This is a genomic window from Bartonella sp. B1098 (assembly GCF_944896145.1).
Taxonomy (GTDB): Bacteria; Pseudomonadota; Alphaproteobacteria; order Rhizobiales; family Rhizobiaceae; genus Bartonella.
Genome location: NZ_CALYLP010000002.1, coordinates 842,729 through 859,710, shown reverse-complemented (window position 1 = coordinate 859,710; position 16,982 = coordinate 842,729). Strand labels below are relative to the sequence as shown.

Annotated in this window: 14 protein-coding genes and 1 tRNA gene; 9 read left to right on the top strand and 6 right to left on the bottom strand. The window is 38.7% G+C overall.

Annotated features, from left to right (window positions below; all coding sequences use genetic code 11):
• The first annotated feature begins 712 nt into the window (after positions 1 to 712).
• The 3 genes from argB to lepA all read left to right on the top strand — a co-directional run bounded on the left by argB (position 713) and on the right by lepA (position 5,188).
• Positions 713 to 1,618, top strand: a complete 906-nt coding sequence (gene argB / locus NNJ85_RS03630) for an acetylglutamate kinase (protein ID WP_254473593.1) — start codon at positions 713 to 715, stop codon at positions 1,616 to 1,618.
• A 32-nt stretch (positions 1,619 to 1,650) separates the two neighbouring features.
• The gene (locus tag NNJ85_RS03625; protein ID WP_254473591.1) at positions 1,651 to 2,565 is read left to right on the top strand and encodes a DMT family transporter; all 915 of its coding nucleotides are present in this window, start codon (positions 1,651 to 1,653) and stop codon (positions 2,563 to 2,565) included.
• A gap of 817 nt (positions 2,566 to 3,382) precedes the next feature.
• Entirely contained in the window at positions 3,383 to 5,188 is a 1,806-nt protein-coding gene (gene lepA / locus NNJ85_RS03620; RefSeq protein ID WP_254473590.1) for a translation elongation factor 4, read from the top strand.
• 583 nt (positions 5,189 to 5,771) lie between these two features.
• Here lepA and dapD read toward each other — a convergent pair.
• A complete protein-coding gene (gene dapD, locus NNJ85_RS03615) occupies positions 5,772 to 6,620 on the bottom strand; it encodes a 2,3,4,5-tetrahydropyridine-2,6-dicarboxylate N-succinyltransferase (protein WP_254473589.1) in 849 nt (282 codons plus the stop codon).
• Positions 6,621 to 6,726: 106 nt separating this feature from the next.
• On the opposite strand from dapD, the gene NNJ85_RS03610 reads away from it, so the two are divergent.
• Positions 6,727 to 7,590, top strand: coding sequence for an LOG family protein (locus NNJ85_RS03610; RefSeq protein WP_254473588.1), 864 nt, complete (start codon positions 6,727 to 6,729; stop codon positions 7,588 to 7,590).
• A 32-nt stretch (positions 7,591 to 7,622) separates the two neighbouring features.
• Here NNJ85_RS03610 and truA read toward each other — a convergent pair whose 3' ends face one another.
• Genes truA through def form a run of 3 tightly spaced genes read right to left on the bottom strand, consistent with a single transcriptional unit; the run spans position 7,623 to position 9,827 of the window.
• Positions 7,623 to 8,366 (bottom strand): tRNA pseudouridine(38-40) synthase TruA, encoded by a 744-nt coding sequence (gene truA, locus NNJ85_RS03605; RefSeq protein WP_254473587.1) that lies wholly within the window; start codon positions 8,364 to 8,366, stop codon positions 7,623 to 7,625.
• A 1-nt stretch (position 8,367) separates the two neighbouring features.
• Complete coding sequence (gene fmt, locus NNJ85_RS03600) at positions 8,368 to 9,297, bottom strand: methionyl-tRNA formyltransferase (RefSeq protein WP_254473586.1); 930 nt, start codon at positions 9,295 to 9,297, stop codon at positions 8,368 to 8,370.
• Positions 9,297 to 9,827, bottom strand: a complete 531-nt coding sequence (def, locus tag NNJ85_RS03595; protein WP_254473585.1) for a peptide deformylase — start codon at positions 9,825 to 9,827, stop codon at positions 9,297 to 9,299. Before def ends, fmt begins: the two co-directional genes overlap by 1 nt.
• Before the next feature lie 91 nt (positions 9,828 to 9,918).
• Here def and NNJ85_RS03590 point away from each other — a divergent pair, with 91 nt between their 5' ends.
• Positions 9,919 to 11,103: a DNA recombination protein RmuC gene (locus NNJ85_RS03590; protein ID WP_254473584.1), complete on the top strand. Its 1,185-nt coding sequence runs from the start codon at positions 9,919 to 9,921 to the stop codon at positions 11,101 to 11,103.
• A gap of 113 nt (positions 11,104 to 11,216) precedes the next feature.
• Complete coding sequence (locus NNJ85_RS03585; protein ID WP_254473582.1) at positions 11,217 to 11,804, top strand: hypothetical protein; 588 nt, start codon at positions 11,217 to 11,219, stop codon at positions 11,802 to 11,804.
• A gap of 465 nt (positions 11,805 to 12,269) precedes the next feature.
• Here the strand turns inward: NNJ85_RS03585 and NNJ85_RS03580 are convergent.
• A tRNA-Ala gene (locus NNJ85_RS03580) sits at positions 12,270 to 12,345 on the bottom strand.
• A gap of 116 nt (positions 12,346 to 12,461) precedes the next feature.
• Positions 12,462 to 12,842, bottom strand: a complete 381-nt coding sequence (locus NNJ85_RS03575) for a TIGR02300 family protein (protein WP_005774412.1) — start codon at positions 12,840 to 12,842, stop codon at positions 12,462 to 12,464.
• A gap of 186 nt (positions 12,843 to 13,028) precedes the next feature.
• On the opposite strand from NNJ85_RS03575, the gene aroA reads away from it, so the two are divergent.
• The 3 genes from aroA to rpsA all read left to right on the top strand — a co-directional run bounded on the left by aroA (position 13,029) and on the right by rpsA (position 16,836).
• Positions 13,029 to 14,357: a 3-phosphoshikimate 1-carboxyvinyltransferase gene (gene aroA / locus NNJ85_RS03570; protein WP_254473580.1), complete on the top strand. Its 1,329-nt coding sequence runs from the start codon at positions 13,029 to 13,031 to the stop codon at positions 14,355 to 14,357.
• Positions 14,354 to 15,001, top strand: coding sequence for a (d)CMP kinase (cmk, locus tag NNJ85_RS03565; RefSeq protein WP_254473578.1), 648 nt, complete (start codon positions 14,354 to 14,356; stop codon positions 14,999 to 15,001). Before aroA ends, cmk begins: the two co-directional genes overlap by 4 nt.
• A gap of 134 nt (positions 15,002 to 15,135) precedes the next feature.
• On the top strand, positions 15,136 to 16,836 hold the full coding sequence (rpsA, locus tag NNJ85_RS03560; protein ID WP_005774415.1) for a 30S ribosomal protein S1: 1,701 nt from the start codon (positions 15,136 to 15,138) through the stop codon (positions 16,834 to 16,836).
• Positions 16,837 to 16,982 lie beyond the last annotated feature (146 nt).

Below are 16,982 nucleotides of genomic sequence, written 5' to 3'. Positions count from 1 at the left end.
AAAATATAGGGCATTTTATTCGGATAACGTTAAATTATGATTATAAATCAAATTGTATTATAAGCTTTATATGGTGTTCATGTATCAATTTCATTTTTAATGTGAAAACCAATGGTTTTGATTGATTTAGAATTTGAGAGTTAAAATGACAAAACATTCTTCTACTCAAATTTCTTATTTTTTTACGCTATAAAAATATAAATTATTATTATAAATCAGTTTATTATAACTCCCCATAACGTGCATTTTCGTAAATTATTTCATTGATATTTTCTAAGGTTCAATTTTAAATAAGATATAGATAAAGCAATTGAGCGATTTTTATGTCGGTGATATATTAACTTTATTATTATAAGAAAATTTTATTTTTATTTCACAAAATCAATGGTTGTATATATTCCTATTCATTGTTAAGTATCCACAAGGGTAAACTAATAAGTTGACTGTACAGCCTAGCTTAAAGATTTTGTTTTCGATTTTGTGCATAAGATCATAAAATAATGACGTTTTTTGCGCTTATTATGTTTAATTTTTCGTTGCTAATTTTATTGAGGAAGTTGTTTTCTTGTTTCATTTCGTTATTACGTTTTCGTAATTTGAAGGAAATTTGACGATTTTCAGGGGGATAGATAGAGTAAAGCTTTGTTTTATTGTTTTCACTTTTCCTAAATTTCACTAAGGGATGGTAAAAAGTGATAAGGAGGCTCTATTAATGGATGATACTAAAAACAGTGCTGTTGATGTTTTGGAAAAACAAGCAGCATTTTTATCGTCTGCTTTACCTTATATGCAAAAATACGAAAATGAAACAGTTGTTGTAAAATATGGCGGTCATGTTATGGGTGATCCCGCTTTGGGACGAGCATTTGCGCGTGATATTGCTCTATTAAAGCAATCGGGGATTAATCCTGTTGTTGTCCATGGTGGAGGGCCTCAGATTGCTGAAATTTTAATGAAAATGGGGATTGAATCACGATTTGAAAACGGTTTACGGGTAACCGATGAACGGATCGTTGAAGTGGTTGAAATGGTTTTGGCGGGTTCCATCAATAAGGAGATTGTTGCACTCATCAATGCTGAGGGTGAATGGGCAATAGGGTTGTGCGGAAAGGATGGCAATATGGTTTTTGCCGAAAAGGCTTATAGAACTGTCATTGATCCTGATTCGCATATTGAACGTGTTTTAGATTTGGGATTTGTTGGTGAGCCTATTGAAGTCGATCGTACATTACTGGATCTATTAGCGTGTTCTGAAATGATACCAGTTCTTGCTCCTGTAGCTCCAGGTCGGGATGGTAAAACCTATAATATTAATGCTGATATTTTTGCTGGAGCTATTGCGGGTGCATTAGAAGCTAAACGTCTTTTATTTCTCACTGATGTTCCTGGTGTTTTGGATAAACAGGGTAAGCTTTTAAAAGAATTGACAGTTTCTGAAGCTAAGAAGCTTATCAAAAATGGAACAATTTCAGGAGGCATGATTCCAAAAGTAGAGACTTGTGTGAAAGCCCTTCAAAATGGTGTGGAAGGTGTGGTCATTTTAAATGGAAAAACCCCTCATTCTGTTTTACTAGAGCTGTTTACCGAACAGGGAGTTGGAACGCTTATTGTTTCATAAATTGTACGGAAAATTGGAGGAGAAGGCCTTTCATGACGAATATAAAACAGTTTAAATATCCTTTATTAAGTAAACCAGAATTGGCAATATTTGCTGCAACGATATTGTGGGGGATTACATTTTTAGTGGTTCACATCGCGATGCGCTATAGTGGTCCTCTGTTTTTTGTTGGATTCCGCTTTATCGTTGCATCATTAATATGTGGAGCAATTTTTTGGCGTTCTATAAAAGGTATAACTGTTTATGAAGTTTTCGCTGGGATGGCAATTGGTTTATCCATGTTTTTGGGTTATGCTTTGCAAGCAGCTGGACTTCAAACGATTATTAGTAGTCAGTCGGCTTTTATCACAGCGCTTTATGTTCCGATGGTTCCAATCTTGCAATGGATTGTTTTTAAAAAACCTCCCCGTTTTGCCTGTTGGGTTGGTATTGTTTTTGCTTTTATTGGGCTTGTACTTGTTTCAGGACAAAAGCCAGGAAGTTTTGATTTTTCAAAAGGCGAAATTTTGACTTTGTTAGGTGCTTTAGCGATTGCTGGAGAAGTCATACTCATCGGAATTTTTGCCAACAAGGTTGATAGTCGGCGTGTGACCATTATCCAGTTATTTTTTAGTGGTTTTTTTTCATTTTCTTGTATGCCTTTGATGGGTGAAAGCGTTCCTGAATTTTCGTGGGTATGGTTTAGTATTGGTATGGGATTAGCGTTAATGAGTGCTATTATTCAATTGGCGATGAATTGGGCACAAAAGTCTATTTCCCCTACGCGTGCAACACTCATTTACGCAGGTGAACCGGTGTGGGCTGGCATTGTTGGGCGTTTGGCTGGAGAGCATTTATCTCCTTTGGCTTTATTAGGTGGTTTGTTTATTCTGATTGGGATCATTATTGCTGAATTACAACCTTCACAATGGCGTAAAAAAAATAAAGCAATTGAAAAAATTGATTAGCGATGCACTTTTCCTATGATGATTTTATTGCATGCGTTTTTTGCTTGCAGCGTTTTCATTTAAATTACAAAACAATAAATGATCATTATAAATCAATATATTATCCAATGAATCGAAAAGAGTTAATGTTTTTATCTTTAATGGAGGAAGAAAGGAGTTGTACAAAAAGTACATAAAAACTCTATGCAATAGAGCCTATTGCTAAAGTTTTAAACGTTGAGAAGAAAACTATCCCTCCCGATATGTATTTATTTTATATAAGATTGCTAGAAAAACAAATCATTGCGTACAAATAAAAAAGCATTTCCCGCAAATTTTATCGAAAATTTAAGTGATATATGCGTCCACCCGATATTCATACAATATATTGATTTATAATGATAATATAACATTATTCATATTGAGTTAGAACTCTGAAGACCGTAAAATTTTCTCATTTCAAATGTTTTTCATGTTAAATTAATCCAAATCATTTGTTTACACGCCGTAAGCGGGAGCCATGTGGTTAAAATTGCATAAAAAAGGCGTGCCTCCTCTAAATTCTTTCAAGTGTTAAGAAGCATCGAAACATTGGAGGTTGGCAAAGTGTGTGATAGTACACGTACCGGCTTATCCAGCTGATGAGTCATCAAACAAGATGTGAAAAGATCATGTTAGGTCCTTTTGGTATTTAATTTAGTAAACAAAAGCCTTATTTTTTAAACTATGAGAAGTTCATGTTTTGAGAGGCTTTTGGGGTTAATATTCTTTTGAAAGGTTCTCGATAAGATATAATTGGTCTTTGCGTTTTATATTATTCTTTGCTAAATCGCCTTATATGACAATAGATCGTAATTATATTCGTAATTTTTCCATCGTGGCGCATATTGATCACGGCAAGTCCACTTTAGCGGATCGTTTGATTCAAATAACAGGGGGGCTTGACACACGTGAGATGAAAGAACAAGTGCTCGATTCCATGGATATTGAGCGCGAACGTGGAATTACTATTAAAGCACAAACAGTACGTTTACACTATAAAGCACAGGATGGTGAGACCTATATTCTAAATCTTATGGATACACCAGGTCATGTGGATTTTGCTTATGAAGTTTCGCGGTCACTGGCAGCGTGTGAAGGTTCTCTGTTGGTGGTAGATGCGAGCCAAGGGGTGGAAGCACAGACATTAGCAAATGTTTATCAAGCCATTGATAATTCCCATGAATTGGTCGTTGTACTCAATAAAGTTGACCTTCCAGCAGCAGAACCTGAGCGTGTTAAAGAACAAATTGAAGATGTGATAGGCATTGATACATCTGAGGCCGTAGAAATATCAGCAAAAACAGGTTTGGGTGTCCCTGATGTTTTGGAGGCAATTGTCACACAATTACCCCCTCCACGTACAGGCGATGGTGCAAATCCCTTGAAGGCAATGTTGGTTGATAGCTGGTATGATGCATATCTTGGCGTCATCGTTTTGGTACGAGTCATTGATGGTGTGTTAAAAAAAGGCCAAACCATTCGTATGATGGGGACAGGGGCAAAATATCCTGTTGAGCGCGTTGGGGTGTTTACACCTAAAATGGTGCAGGTTGATGAATTAGGACCAGGTGAGATTGGTTTTATCACTGCTTCTATCAAAGAGGTTGCCGATACACGGGTTGGGGATACGATTACTGAAGAGCGTCGTCCATGTGAAAATGCTTTGCCTGGTTTTAAGCCTGCGCAACCAGTTGTCTTTTGTGGACTTTTTCCAATTGATGCTGCTGATTTTGATGATTTGCGTGCAGCCATGGGCAAATTACGCTTAAATGATGCGAGTTTTTCTTTTGAAATGGAAACATCTGCGGCTTTGGGGTTTGGTTTTCGGTGTGGTTTTTTAGGGCTTCTTCATCTTGAAATTATTCAAGAGCGGTTAGAACGCGAATTTAATTTGGATTTAATCGCGACAGCACCCTCGGTTGTTTATCGTATGAATATGAATGATGGTTCTGTTAAAGAGTTGCACAATCCAGCAGATATGCCTGATGTGGTTAAAATTTCTTCCATCGAAGAACCGTGGATCCGAGCGACAATCATGACTCCTGATAACTATCTTGGGTCAATTTTAGAGCTGTGCCAAGAGCGGCGTGGAATACAGGTTGGTTTATCCTATGTTGGAACGCGTGCTATGGTGACGTATGATTTACCACTCAATGAAGTTGTTTTTGATTTTTATGATCGCTTAAAATCGATCTCAAAGGGGTATGCTTCTTTTGATTATCAGATGAGGGATTATGCCGAGGGGGATTTAGTTAAAATGTCTATTTTGGTGAATGGAGAGCCTATTGATGCATTATCGATGCTTGTACACCGCACGATTGCGGAAAAGCGCGGGCGTTCCATGTGTGAAAAACTAAAAGATCTTATTCCCCAGCATATGTTTCAGATTCCAATTCAAGCGGCTATTGGTGGTAAAGTTATAGCGCGCGAAACAATTCGCGCTTTGCGTAAAGATGTAACGGCAAAATGTTACGGTGGCGATGTGACGCGTAAGCGTAAACTGTTGGAAAAGCAAAAAGAAGGTAAAAAACGGATGCGCCAATTTGGAAAGGTAGAAATTCCTCAGTCAGCTTTTATTCAAGCGCTTAAAATGAATAAATAACGAAAAAAGGCGTATTTTCCTCATTAGATTGCGCTTTTGCTTTTGTTGATTGGTTCAGGTTCTTAAAGAGTGCTTCTTAAATGGCAATTTCTCAGTCCTCACATTTTTGGGTATAGTGTGTTTTTTCATTGTGTTACGTTGCTCACGTAAAATGGAATGCTTTAAACAAAATACATTGGTGTTGCATATTGGCTCCCTTTTTTTAAAGAAATATCTCTCAACACACCCGATCTCATTTCACAATGGTATTTGTCAAAAGGATAATCTAAAGCCTCCGTAAATGACATAAAACCCATTTGGTATGATCATCTTTACATGTCATAAAGACGCGTGCTGCTATCATCATACTTTTTGCGCATTCAAAATGTTATGATAGCTCTTGGTGTTTGAGAGCGTTAATTAAGGACATTTTTACTCTGTGTATTAAGGTGTGTCTTACTCATACACTTCTTACGTTTGTAATGCGCAAGGAAATGAGAGTAATTAATTCAATATGAAAAGATTTTAAATAAGAGACTCCTTGTATTTTATGATGTTATTCAAGTTGAAAAACAATAAATGACATTATCAATCAACATGGTGTCTAATCACGTAAAAGCTCATTAATGGATGTTTTCTCTCGTGTTTTTTGATCAACGCGTTTTACAATAACAGCACAATAAAGGTTTGGGCCTGTTTCACCATTATGGAGTGGTTTTCCAGGAAGAGACCCCGGTACAACAACTGAATAGGCTGGTACTTCACCGGTAAAAGTTTCACCTGTTGTACGATCAATAATCTTTGTAGATTTTCCAATAAAGACTCCCATTCCTAAAACAGCCCCTTCACGAATAATACAGCCTTCAACAACTTCAGAGCGAGCGCCAATAAAGCAATGGTCTTCAATAATTGTTGGATTTGCTTGCAGAGGTTCCAAAACACCACCAATACCAACACCACCAGAAAGATGAACATGTTTGCCAATTTGTGCACAAGAACCAACGGTTGTCCAGGTATCAACCATTGTTCCTTCATCGACAAAAGCACCAAGATTGATAAAGGATGGCATGAGTATGACATTTGGTGCAATATAGGCAGAATGACGTGCAATTGCTCCAGGAACGGAACGAAACCCCGCTTTTTGAAAATCATTTTCTTTCCAACCAGAAAATTTTGAGGGAATTTTATCCCACCAATGTGTTCCATTGATTCCACCAGCAATAATTTGCATTGGGTTTAGCCGAAAAGAGAGCAAAACAGCTTTTTTCAACCATTGATGAACATGCCATTGTCCATTTTTTTGCCGTTCTGCAACACGGATTTCACCTTTATCAAGAAGGTTCAATGTGTGTTCGACACTCTCACGAATTTCGCCTTTTGTGGTAGTATTGATAGAATCGCGATCATCAAATGCTTTTTCGATAATGATTTCAAGTTGTGTGAGATGGGTCATAACGAGAGTTCCGTTAAACAAGTTGAAAGCTTCAAGATTTATTCTCTATGACCTACGCGAAGAAATGTTTTCAGTCAATAAAACGATGAGAAAGTAGGACATGTGCATGAAAAAAGGCTGTAAAGAAAAAAGAAAAGAAGAACAAGAAAATTGGACACCACTTCTTCACACGAGAGAAGCTCTCCAACAGATCCATAAAGTTTCTAATTCAGCACAAATGTGTTCACCTACTTATCGTTTAGCCTATATCGATCAAGATTTTATGATGCGACCAGAGCTGCGCTCACAACGTATTGGTCTTGAATTTTTAAAGCCAGAGATAACACTTAAAGAATATAATATTCAATCAACAGTTGTTTTGTTTGGTGGTGCACGTATTCCTGAACCTGGGCAAGCAGCGTGGGCTGCAAAAAATGAAACACAAAAGAAAAACTTGCATGCTATGTCGCATTATTACGATGAAGCCAGAGAATTTGCACGTTTGTGTTCCCTTTATTCAGCGAAAACAGAATATCGTGAATTTGTGATTGTTACAGGGGGCGGACCAGGGATCATGGAAGCGGGAAATCGTGGTGCTTGTGATGTTGGGGCCCCAACGGTTGGCTTAAATATTATTTTACCGCATGAGCAAGAGCCTAATGCATATGTGTCTCCGCATTTGTGTTTCAATTTTCACTATTTGGGGATGCGAAAAATGCATTTTTTAGTACGAGCGAAAGCATTAGCTATTTTCCCTGGAGGATTTGGGACTTTAGATGAGTTGTTTGAGACGTTAACTTTAATACAAACAGGGCGTATGAAACAGGTACCAATTTTATTGTTTGGTAAAGAATTTTGGAGCAATGCGATCAATCTTGAATATTTAGCTTCGCAAGGTACAATTGCTCCTACGGATGTTAATTTGGTGAAATTTGTCAATACAGCAGCAGAAGCTTTCAAAGAAATTCGTTCTTTTTATAAACTGCCTTAATTGTTTTTGAAAAAGTCATTTTTGTGAGACAGTTAATATTCTACTTTGGTTAAATAAAGTCCTGAAGGGGGAGCAACAACACCACAATGTTTACGGTCTTTAGCATGAAGAGCTGCTTCAAGATCTTGAGCTGTCCAACGTCCAATCCCCACTTGCATGAGGCTTCCTGCGAATGAACGAATTTGATGATGAAGAAAAGAGCGGGCTCGCGCATAAAGGAAGATTTCTTCACCTTCTCTTTGCACATCGAGACGTTCAAGGGTCCGAATAGGGCTTTTGGCTTGGCAATGTGCTGAACGGAAAGTTGTAAAATCATGTTGTCCTACAAGCTTTTGAGCGGCTTCATGCATAGCTTCAGCATCAAGAGGCTTTGGCAACCACCACACACGTTTGGCATTTAAGGCTGGTGGAGAGCGACGATTGAGAATTTTAAAAAGATAATGACGTTTGATAGCGGAAAATCGTGCATCAAAGTCATCAGGGACATTTTCTACATTTAAGATTGAAATTGCTTCTCCCTGTTGGCGTAAAAGAGCATTGAGCGCATCCCGTACAGTATATGGAGGCCAGTTTTTTATGAAATCAACATGGGCAACTTGTCCCGTAGCATGCACCCCAGCATCCGTTCGTCCCGCTGTTGTAATAGTTAATTGTTGTCCACTAAAGTGGAAAATCACCTGTTCAAGAGCTCCTTGTATTGTGTGAAGCTCTGCTTGACGCTGCCAGCCAGCATAATTTGATCCATCATATTCAAGAGTAAGTTTAAAACGGGGCATATCAAAAAACAGCAGAAATATGAGCACCTCGCAAAAAGGTTGCGCTCTCAAGGACTTTACCACCAGATCTTTGCAGGTGGGTTATTTCAAGGAGCCCTTGTCCACAATGGACAATCAAAGAATTTGGTTCTATTCGACCAATTTCAAGAGAAAGACCAGTTATTAAACGACTTCCAAGAATTTTTACGCGTTCTTCTTGTCCCACGATATTCATATTACACCAGCAACCAGGAAAGGGAGAGAGTGCACGAATATATCGATGAATAAATTCAGCAGATTTTGTCCAATCAATGCGGGTTTCTTCCTTTTTGATTTTGGCAGCATAGGTGATGCCTTCTTCTGATTGGGGGGTCAGTTTGAGTTGTCCTTTTTCTAAAGTTGATAGAGTTTCTATCATAAGTTCTGCGCCGATATATGAAAGCTTATTTGACAGTTCACCCATAGTGGTTGTATCAGTGATGGGAATAGAGCGTGAGAGGGCAATAGGCCCTGTATCAAGCCCTTCATCCATTTTCATAATCATCATCCCGGTTTTCTTATCCCCAGCCATAATTGCACGCTGAATAGGCGCAGCACCACGCCAGCGTGGTAAAAGCGAAGCATGGGCATTAAAACATCCAAAACGCGGTGTTTCAAGAATAGCTTTTGGTAAGAGGAGTCCATAGGCAACCACAACAGCAGCATCAACACGAAGTGCTGCAAATTGGGCTTGCTGTTCGGCTGTTTTGAGTGTTTGAGGTGTGAATACGGGAATAGATTTTTCTTCTGCTGCATTTTGCACAGGTGAGGGAATGAGTTTAAGACCACGACGTCCTGCTGGGCGAGGAGGTTGACTATAAACGGCGACAACATCATGACCAGCATCCAATAAAGCATGCAAAACGGGAACAGAAAAACTGGGTGTTCCCATAAAACTCAACCGTAATGCCATTACAAAATTGCTTCCTGAGTATTTTTTTCTTTTGCGCGTTTTTTAAATTTTCGTATCACCATATCGCGTTTGATTTTTGAGATATAATCAATAAAAAGACGCCCATCTAAATGATCCATTTCATGCTGTAAGCAAGTTGCCAACAGATCATCTGCTTCAATTTCTGTTCGTTTTCCTTCACGGTTCTGATAGCGAATACGTAGACGTTTAGGGCGTTCAACTTCTGCAAAATAGTCAGGAATAGAAAGACAACCTTCCTTGTAAATATTACGTTCTTCTGAAAGCCATAGAATTTCAGGGTTGATGATAACAAGCGGATTTTTCGGTTCCTCATTTGGAGAGACATCCATAACTAACATGCGCAGCGGTATACCAATCTGAATAGCAGCAAGACCAATGCCTTTAGCGCGATACATGGTCTCCAACATATCATCTGCAAGCTTTTGGAGAGCTGCATCAACATGCTCGATAGGTTTGGACACTTCCCGTAAAATTGGATCTGGTAAAGTAACTAAAGGTCTCATTGACATAAGGTACAGATTAATCAATGCTTGTGTATGGGTCAATATTGAATAACAAATTCTTACGCTTTTTTACGATGAGGGCGTTATATTACTTCTCATGTTTGATTCGTTTTTTTCTTTTATACTTGCTGATGAGTCTTTTACGAAATTGAGTGTTCTTCTTTTATTGATACTCGTTTGCTTAGCATTTTTTATGTTAATTTATTCTCATCGGAAAAAGGCACTTTTGGAAAGTGAAGTTGCCAAGCGTGCTCGTGAGGCACAAGAGCAGATGGCTATTTTGCTCAAAACACAAGCTGAAATGCAAGGGCGAATGCAAACGATGGCGGAAATTTTTGGTCAACGGCAAGCTGAATTGAATAAATCACTCAGTGAGCAACTCAATGGCATGACAGCCAATATAGGTCAAACACTTCAGGTACAGACCAAATCCACCTATGAAAATTTGAATCGTTTGCAAGAGCGTTTAGCAGTGATTGATGCCGCACAAAATAATATTCAATCGCTTACGGGACAAGTTGTTCAGTTGCAGTCTATTTTAAGCAATAAGCAAACACGTGGTACTTTTGGTCAGGGGCGGATGGAAGCTATTATTGCCGATGCCTTACCAACAAATGCTTATGTTTTTCAAGCAGTTCTTTCCAACGGAAAGCGCCCAGATTGTCTTATTCATATGCCAAATAAAGCACCTTCTCTTGTTGTGGATGCTAAATTCCCTCTAGAGGCTTGGAATGCTCTGCGTAAAGCTGCATCAGCGCAAGAGCGCCAAGAGGCAGAACGCCAATTTCGTACCGATATGGAAGTCCATATCCGTGATATTGTGCAAAAATATTTGATTCCTGGAGAAACCCATGACACCGCTTTTCTTTTTGTACCGTCGGAATCGATTTTTGCAACAATTTATGAGGATTTTGAGCCATTGGTACAAAAAGCCAATAGAGCTCATGTGATTATTGTTTCACCGTCTTTATTGATGCTCTCTGTCCAAGTTGTTCAAACCATTATGAAAGATGCGCGGATGCGTGAACAAGCGCATTTAATTCAATCAGAAGTAGCAAAATTAATGGAAGATTTTGGACGAATGGATATACGTGTTCGGGCACTACAGAAGCACTTTCACAAGGCAGGTGAAGATATAGAAGGAATTTTAATATCGTCCTCCAAAATTATGAAACGGGCAAATCGCATTGAAACTGTCGAATTAAAAGAAAATTACTCTGAATCAATAAAAATGACAACATCGGCTCAGTCGCAAACATTGCGTTTGGTTGATGACGAATAAAGAAAAGCAAGCTTCTGAACGATTACAAGTTCAGATCATGTTCTTTATTGATTGGTAATAATTTTTTAGTATCTCTATCTTGTTTTATTTCTAAAACGAGAGGAATAGGGAATATGCGACACCTTTTGTTTTTAGGGGCACTGGTGTTTCTACTAGGGGGGTGTGCAACAACCGCTCCCATCCACACAAACAACGCTTGCGCTATTTTAGCACAAAAAAATGGTTTTTTTGATAATTGGGGTAAGGCATCTCAAAGAGCAGAAAGGCGCTATGGCATTCCTATGTCGATTATTCTTGCAACCATTAATATGGAATCAAGTTTTCGTCACAATGCACGTCCTCCACGAAAAAAATTACTTGGTTTTATTCCATGGAAGCGTCAGTCGACAGCTTATGGCTATTCTCAAGCGCTTGATAGTACATGGGCAATGTATCTTCGTTCTACGGGGAGGTCTTTTGCATGGCGTACCAATTTTGCAGATGCTGCTGATTTTGTTGCTTGGTATCATCGCCAAAGTGTTCGACGTAATGGGGTGAGGTTTGATGATGCCTATAGCCTTTATTTAAATTATCATATGGGGCATGGTGCTTATGCGCGGAGTGGTGGATATGTTAATGCTGCACTTTCACAGGCAGCACAGCGCATGGCAAGGATGTCTAAGCTCTATGAACAGCAATTAAAGAGCTGTGGATGGTATTAGGGAAGATTTTTGAAAATCTCAATTAAGGAGCTGATGGGATAAAATTAATTTGAGAGAAAAATTTCTTATGGAGTGATACGATAAGGTCGTTTGTCCGATTGTCGAATGAAATAAGTTGTTATTTTTTTTAATAAACTAAAATGAGAGAAAGCTTTTGCAAAACACAATGCATTTGAAGATACTCTCGATATTTTTGTTCTCCTTTGTTTGAAAAATTTACAATGGACACAATCTTCCATTTGGCGCTAGCTATTGAATCTGGGCAAAATACTAGAGAGTGCTGAAGAAAAATTCTAAAATATAATATCGCTTTTTATTGTCATGAAAGTAAAATTTACAATCCAACAAACAATTAAAAGGGCATTATAAGAGCGTTAAAATACAGGCTATACAGCACTAGAGGAAAGGTTACAAAGCACATAAACTTCCCAAATTGATTCTTCTCGATAGAAGAGCTGGTTCTTTTGGTGGAGCTAAGCGGGATCGAACCGCTGACCTCTTGCATGCCATGCAAGCGCTCTCCCAGCTGAGCTATAGCCCCTAAAAACAAATTCTCCCCAAAAAGACAGTCTATAAATTCAATTTTTTTAAAACGATAAAAATTGAAGATCAAGAAGAATTTGTATTCAACGGAAAAGATATTTTCTTTTACTTCTTTTAAGAATCGTCATCATTAGAAACGCCGCCTCCGAGAATATCGGTAACGTCATCATCCTCATCGTCCTCATCGTGAGATAAAAATGTATCATCGTCATCACCAAGATCAACATCACTATCTTCCAAATCAGGAAGATCGTCATCTTTAGAACCATCATCATCCTCTTCAAGAAGCATAAAAGCAGACTTTTCAAGTGCAGTATCAAGCTCTTCAGTATCCACTTCTTCTTCATTGTTTGCTTCAGCTGCTGCAACCTCAAAATAAGAACGCGGATAAGAGATTCCTGTATAAGGTGACACAATAGGGTCGCGATTTAGATCGTAAAATTTTTTTCCTGTTTCTGGATCAACACGTTTCGTTCCAAGTTCCTGTTTTGCCATAAACCGTGCCTCTTTGATTCATTTTATTCCATTAAAAGATAAATTTTATGGTGCTTAATCGAAAAATAATGCCTTTGTCAAAGATAAATAAACTGTTCCACGTAGATTTTTTCATGACGCCCTTTAAAGCCTGTGCTAAAGAATGCATAATTTCATACAATTTAGATAGAATTAAATAGAATTTCCATGCAAAAAGCAATCCCTATAACTGCCTATAAATCGAGTAGTCTCTCTGGAAAAATTCGAATACCAGGAGATAAATCAATCTCTCACCGCTCTCTTATATTGGGAGGGTTAGCAAATGGTGAAACATATATCCATGGATTACTTGAAAGCGCTGATGTGCTCAATACAGCTGCTGCTATGCAGGCTATGGGTGCTTGTATAATTAAGGAAGATGACTGCTGGATCGTACGAGGAACAGGGAATGGTTGCCTCTTAGCCGCACAAAAACCTTTAGACTTTGGAAACGCAGGAACAGGTGCTCGTTTGGTTATGGGAATGGTTGGGCCCTATCATATGAAAACAACTTTTATGGGTGATGTTTCTCTCTCTAAACGTCCTATGGGACGTATCCTTGATCCACTGCGTCTTATGGGGGTGGAAATTGAGGCAACAGATGGCGATCACCTTCCTTTAACGCTTTATGGTCCCAAAATGGCTAATCCGATTCGCTACCGTGTTCCAATAGCTTCCTCCCAAGTTAAATCGGCAGTTCTCCTTGCTGGACTGAATACCGCTGGCATTACAACGGTTATTGAACCGGTTCTCACACGTGATCATACGGAAAAAATGTTAAAAGCATTCGGTGCTCAACTTGAAATAGAAAGAGATAAAGAAAGTGCGCGTTTGATTCATCTTAATGGTTTCCCCCATCTTACTGGACAAACGATTCATATTCCCGGAGATCCTTCTTCTGCTGCTTTTCCAATGGTTGCAGCCCTTCTTGTAGAAGATTCTGATATCACTATTGAAAATGTTTTGATAAACAATTCTCGAATAGGACTTATCGAAACATTGTGGGAAATGGGCGCTCAAATTGAATTTTTGAATCAACGCCAAACAGGTGGAGAAGATGTTGCCGATCTACGGATAAAATCATCGATCTTAAAAGGTGTTACTGTGCCGAAGGAACGTGCTTCATCGATGATTGATGAATATCCTGCTTTGGCGGTTGCGGCAGCCTTTGCAGAAGGCAAAACAGTGATGTTAGGAATTGAAGAATTGCGTGTTAAAGAATCAGATCGGCTGTCTGCTGTTGCTCAAGGATTAAAAATTAATTGCGTAGACTGTGAAGAAGGTCAAGATTTTCTCGTTGTTTATGGGAAAGGTTCTGCTAAAGGTTTGGGGGGTGGACATGTTACCACACATCTTGATCACCGAATTGCTATGTGCTTTCTCATTTTTGGGCTTGTATCAGAAAAACCTGTTACCATTGATGATAAACGAATGATTGCTACGAGTTTTCCGGAATTTATTCGTTTTATAAAACAACTTGGGGGAAAAATCGCTTGAAGCCTTTTGTTATTGCCATTGATGGACCTGCTGCCTCAGGCAAAGGAACCTTAGCTCGCAAAATTGCTGCACATTATCATCTTCATCATTTGGATACAGGGCTTACTTATCGTGGTGTTGCTCATGCGCTTTTACAACAAAAATTGGCTCTTAATGATGAAAAAAATGCTATCATTTGTGCTAATGAACTTGATTTTAATAGCTTAAATCCTGCTCTCCTTTCTTCTCATGAATTTGGTGAAGCGGCTTCAAAAATAGCGATTAACCCTGCTGTACGCAAAATTCTTGTCGAAAAACAACGTAATTTTGCCAAAACTTTACCTGGAAGTGTGCTCGATGGAAGAGATATTGGGACAATCGTTTGTCCTGATGCCGATATCAAGTTTTATGTTCTAGCCAACGTTCAGATACGTGCTAAACGTCGTTACCAAGAAATTTTAGAAAAAGAGGGACAAGCAAATTATCATGAAATTCTTAGCGATCTTGAACAGCGAGACAATCGCGATAGAACGCGCAAACAAAGTCCGCTAAAACCGGCAAAAAACGCCCACTTGCTTGATACGTCAGAATTGAGTATAGAGGCAACATTTGCAATTGCATGTACTTTTATTGATCCAATCATAAAAATGCATATAATTGGATAAATTCATCAAGGCGGCTCCCAGCCTAGCGCTAACTTTTCTTCCTTTATTCAAGGAACAAAGGGTAAGGGGTTGCCCATGTTAACACTAACCTAGCGCTCATACCTTATAAGATAAGGTATATATTAGGAGTTCTTATGTCACAATACAATCCCACAACAGCGGATTTTGAAGCCCTTTTAACAGAATCTTTTCAAACCAATGATCTTAATGAAGGATCTGTTGTTAAAGGTCGTGTTATTGCAATCGAAAAAGACATGGCCATTATTGATGCTGGACTTAAAGTCGAAGGACGTATTCCTCTCAAAGAATTTGGAGCTAAAGCGAAAGATGGTTCTTTGCAAGTTGGCGATGAAGTTGAGGTTTATATTGAACGCATTGAAAATGCGATGGGCGAGGCTGTTTTATCGCGTGAAAAAGCACGGCGCGAAGAAAGTTGGGTTCGTTTAGAGGAAAAGTTCAATGCTGGTGCGCGTGTTGAGGGCGTTATCTTTAGCCAAGTAAAAGGTGGTTTCACAGTTGATCTTGATGGAGCGGTTGCTTTCTTGCCGCGCAGTCAAGTTGATATTCGTCCCATTCGTGATGTTTCACCTCTCATGCATAATGCACAATCTTTTGAAATTTTGAAGATGGATCGTCGTCGTGGCAATATTGTGGTCTCACGTCGTACTGTCTTAGAAGAAAGTCGCGCTGAGCAACGTTCAGAAATTGTACAAAATCTTGAAGAAAACCAAATCGTTGAAGGTGTGGTGAAAAATATCACAGATTATGGTGCCTTTGTTGACCTTGGTGGGATTGATGGTCTCTTACACGTTACAGATATGGCATGGCGGCGTGTAAACCACCCATCTGAAGTGCTTACAATTGGTCAAACGATTAAAGTTCAGATTATTCGCATTAATCAAGATACGCATCGTATTTCTCTTGGAATGAAACAGCTTGAAAGTGATCCTTGGGAAAGCATCAGTGTCCGCTATCCGATTGGTAAAAAAATTACGGGTGCTGTGACCAACATTACGGATTACGGTGGTTTTGTTGAAATTGAACCAGGGATTGAAGGATTGATCCATGTTTCTGAAATGAGCTGGACAAAGAAAAATGTTCATCCTGGAAAAATTCTGTCTACATCACAAGAAGTAGAAGTGGTTGTCCTTGAAATTGATCCTTCTAAACGGCGTATTTCTCTTGGCTTAAAGCAAACATTTGAAAATCCATGGGAAGCTTTTGCCAATAAATTTCCTGTCAATTCACAAATTGAGGGAGAGGTTAAAAATAAAACAGAATTTGGTCTGTTTATTGGGCTTGAAGGTGATGTTGACGGTATGGTTCATCTCTCTGATCTTGATTGGAACCGTCCTGGTGAACAAGTTATTGATACTTACAATAAAGGTGATATCGTTAAAGCTGTGGTTTTGGATGTTGACATTGAAAAAGAGCGTATCTCTCTTGGAATTAAGCAGCTTTCTAGTGATAAAGTTGGAGAAGCGGCTGCTTCTGGCGAATTGCGAAAAGGGGCTGTTGTAACCTGTGAAGTGATCGCTGTTAACGACAATGATATTGATGTGAAATTGATTGACCACAACCTTGAGACAACCATTCGGCGTGCTGATCTCGCGCGTGATCGTGATGAACAACGTCCTGAGCGTTTTGCAATTGGGCAAAAGGTTGATGCGCGCATCACAGCATTTGATAAAAAAACACGTAAAATTTCAGTATCGATCAAAGCGTTGGAAATTGCAGAGGAAAAAGAAGCTGTTGCCCAATATGGTTCTACAGATTCAGGTGCTTCTCTTGGCGATATTCTCGGTGCAGCTTTGAAAAAACAAGAACAAGATTAATCATCAATCATTAACACTGATGGTATTATTAAGGTCACTCCCTAAAATGAGTGACCTTTTTATTTACTAAAAAAAATTATTTTCTTATTTTTTAATTATTGCATTAAAAATTATTATAACTGCTTGCAAATAAAAACAAAAAGTTT

Bases quoted from the DNA above. Each gene is read 5' to 3' on its own strand.
- NNJ85_RS03590 (WP_254473584.1), top strand. From the start codon at position 9,919: ATGTTTGATTCGTTTTTTTCTTTTATACTTGCTGATGAGTCTTTTACG.
- argB (WP_254473593.1), top strand. From the start codon at position 713: ATGGATGATACTAAAAACAGTGCTGTTGATGTTTTGGAAAAACAAGCA.
- NNJ85_RS03585 (WP_254473582.1), top strand. From the start codon at position 11,217: ATGCGACACCTTTTGTTTTTAGGGGCACTGGTGTTTCTACTAGGGGGG.
- fmt (WP_254473586.1), bottom strand. From the start codon at position 9,297: ATGGCATTACGGTTGAGTTTTATGGGAACACCCAGTTTTTCTGTTCCC.
- lepA (WP_254473590.1), top strand. From the start codon at position 3,383: ATGACAATAGATCGTAATTATATTCGTAATTTTTCCATCGTGGCGCAT.
- rpsA (WP_005774415.1), top strand. From the start codon at position 15,136: ATGTCACAATACAATCCCACAACAGCGGATTTTGAAGCCCTTTTAACA.
- NNJ85_RS03575 (WP_005774412.1), bottom strand. From the start codon at position 12,842: ATGGCAAAACAGGAACTTGGAACGAAACGTGTTGATCCAGAAACAGGA.
- aroA (WP_254473580.1), top strand. From the start codon at position 13,029: ATGCAAAAAGCAATCCCTATAACTGCCTATAAATCGAGTAGTCTCTCT.
- NNJ85_RS03625 (WP_254473591.1), top strand. From the start codon at position 1,651: ATGACGAATATAAAACAGTTTAAATATCCTTTATTAAGTAAACCAGAA.
- dapD (WP_254473589.1), bottom strand. From the start codon at position 6,620: ATGACCCATCTCACACAACTTGAAATCATTATCGAAAAAGCATTTGAT.
- NNJ85_RS03610 (WP_254473588.1), top strand. From the start codon at position 6,727: ATGAAAAAAGGCTGTAAAGAAAAAAGAAAAGAAGAACAAGAAAATTGG.
- def (WP_254473585.1), bottom strand. From the start codon at position 9,827: ATGTCAATGAGACCTTTAGTTACTTTACCAGATCCAATTTTACGGGAA.
- truA (WP_254473587.1), bottom strand. From the start codon at position 8,366: ATGCCCCGTTTTAAACTTACTCTTGAATATGATGGATCAAATTATGCT.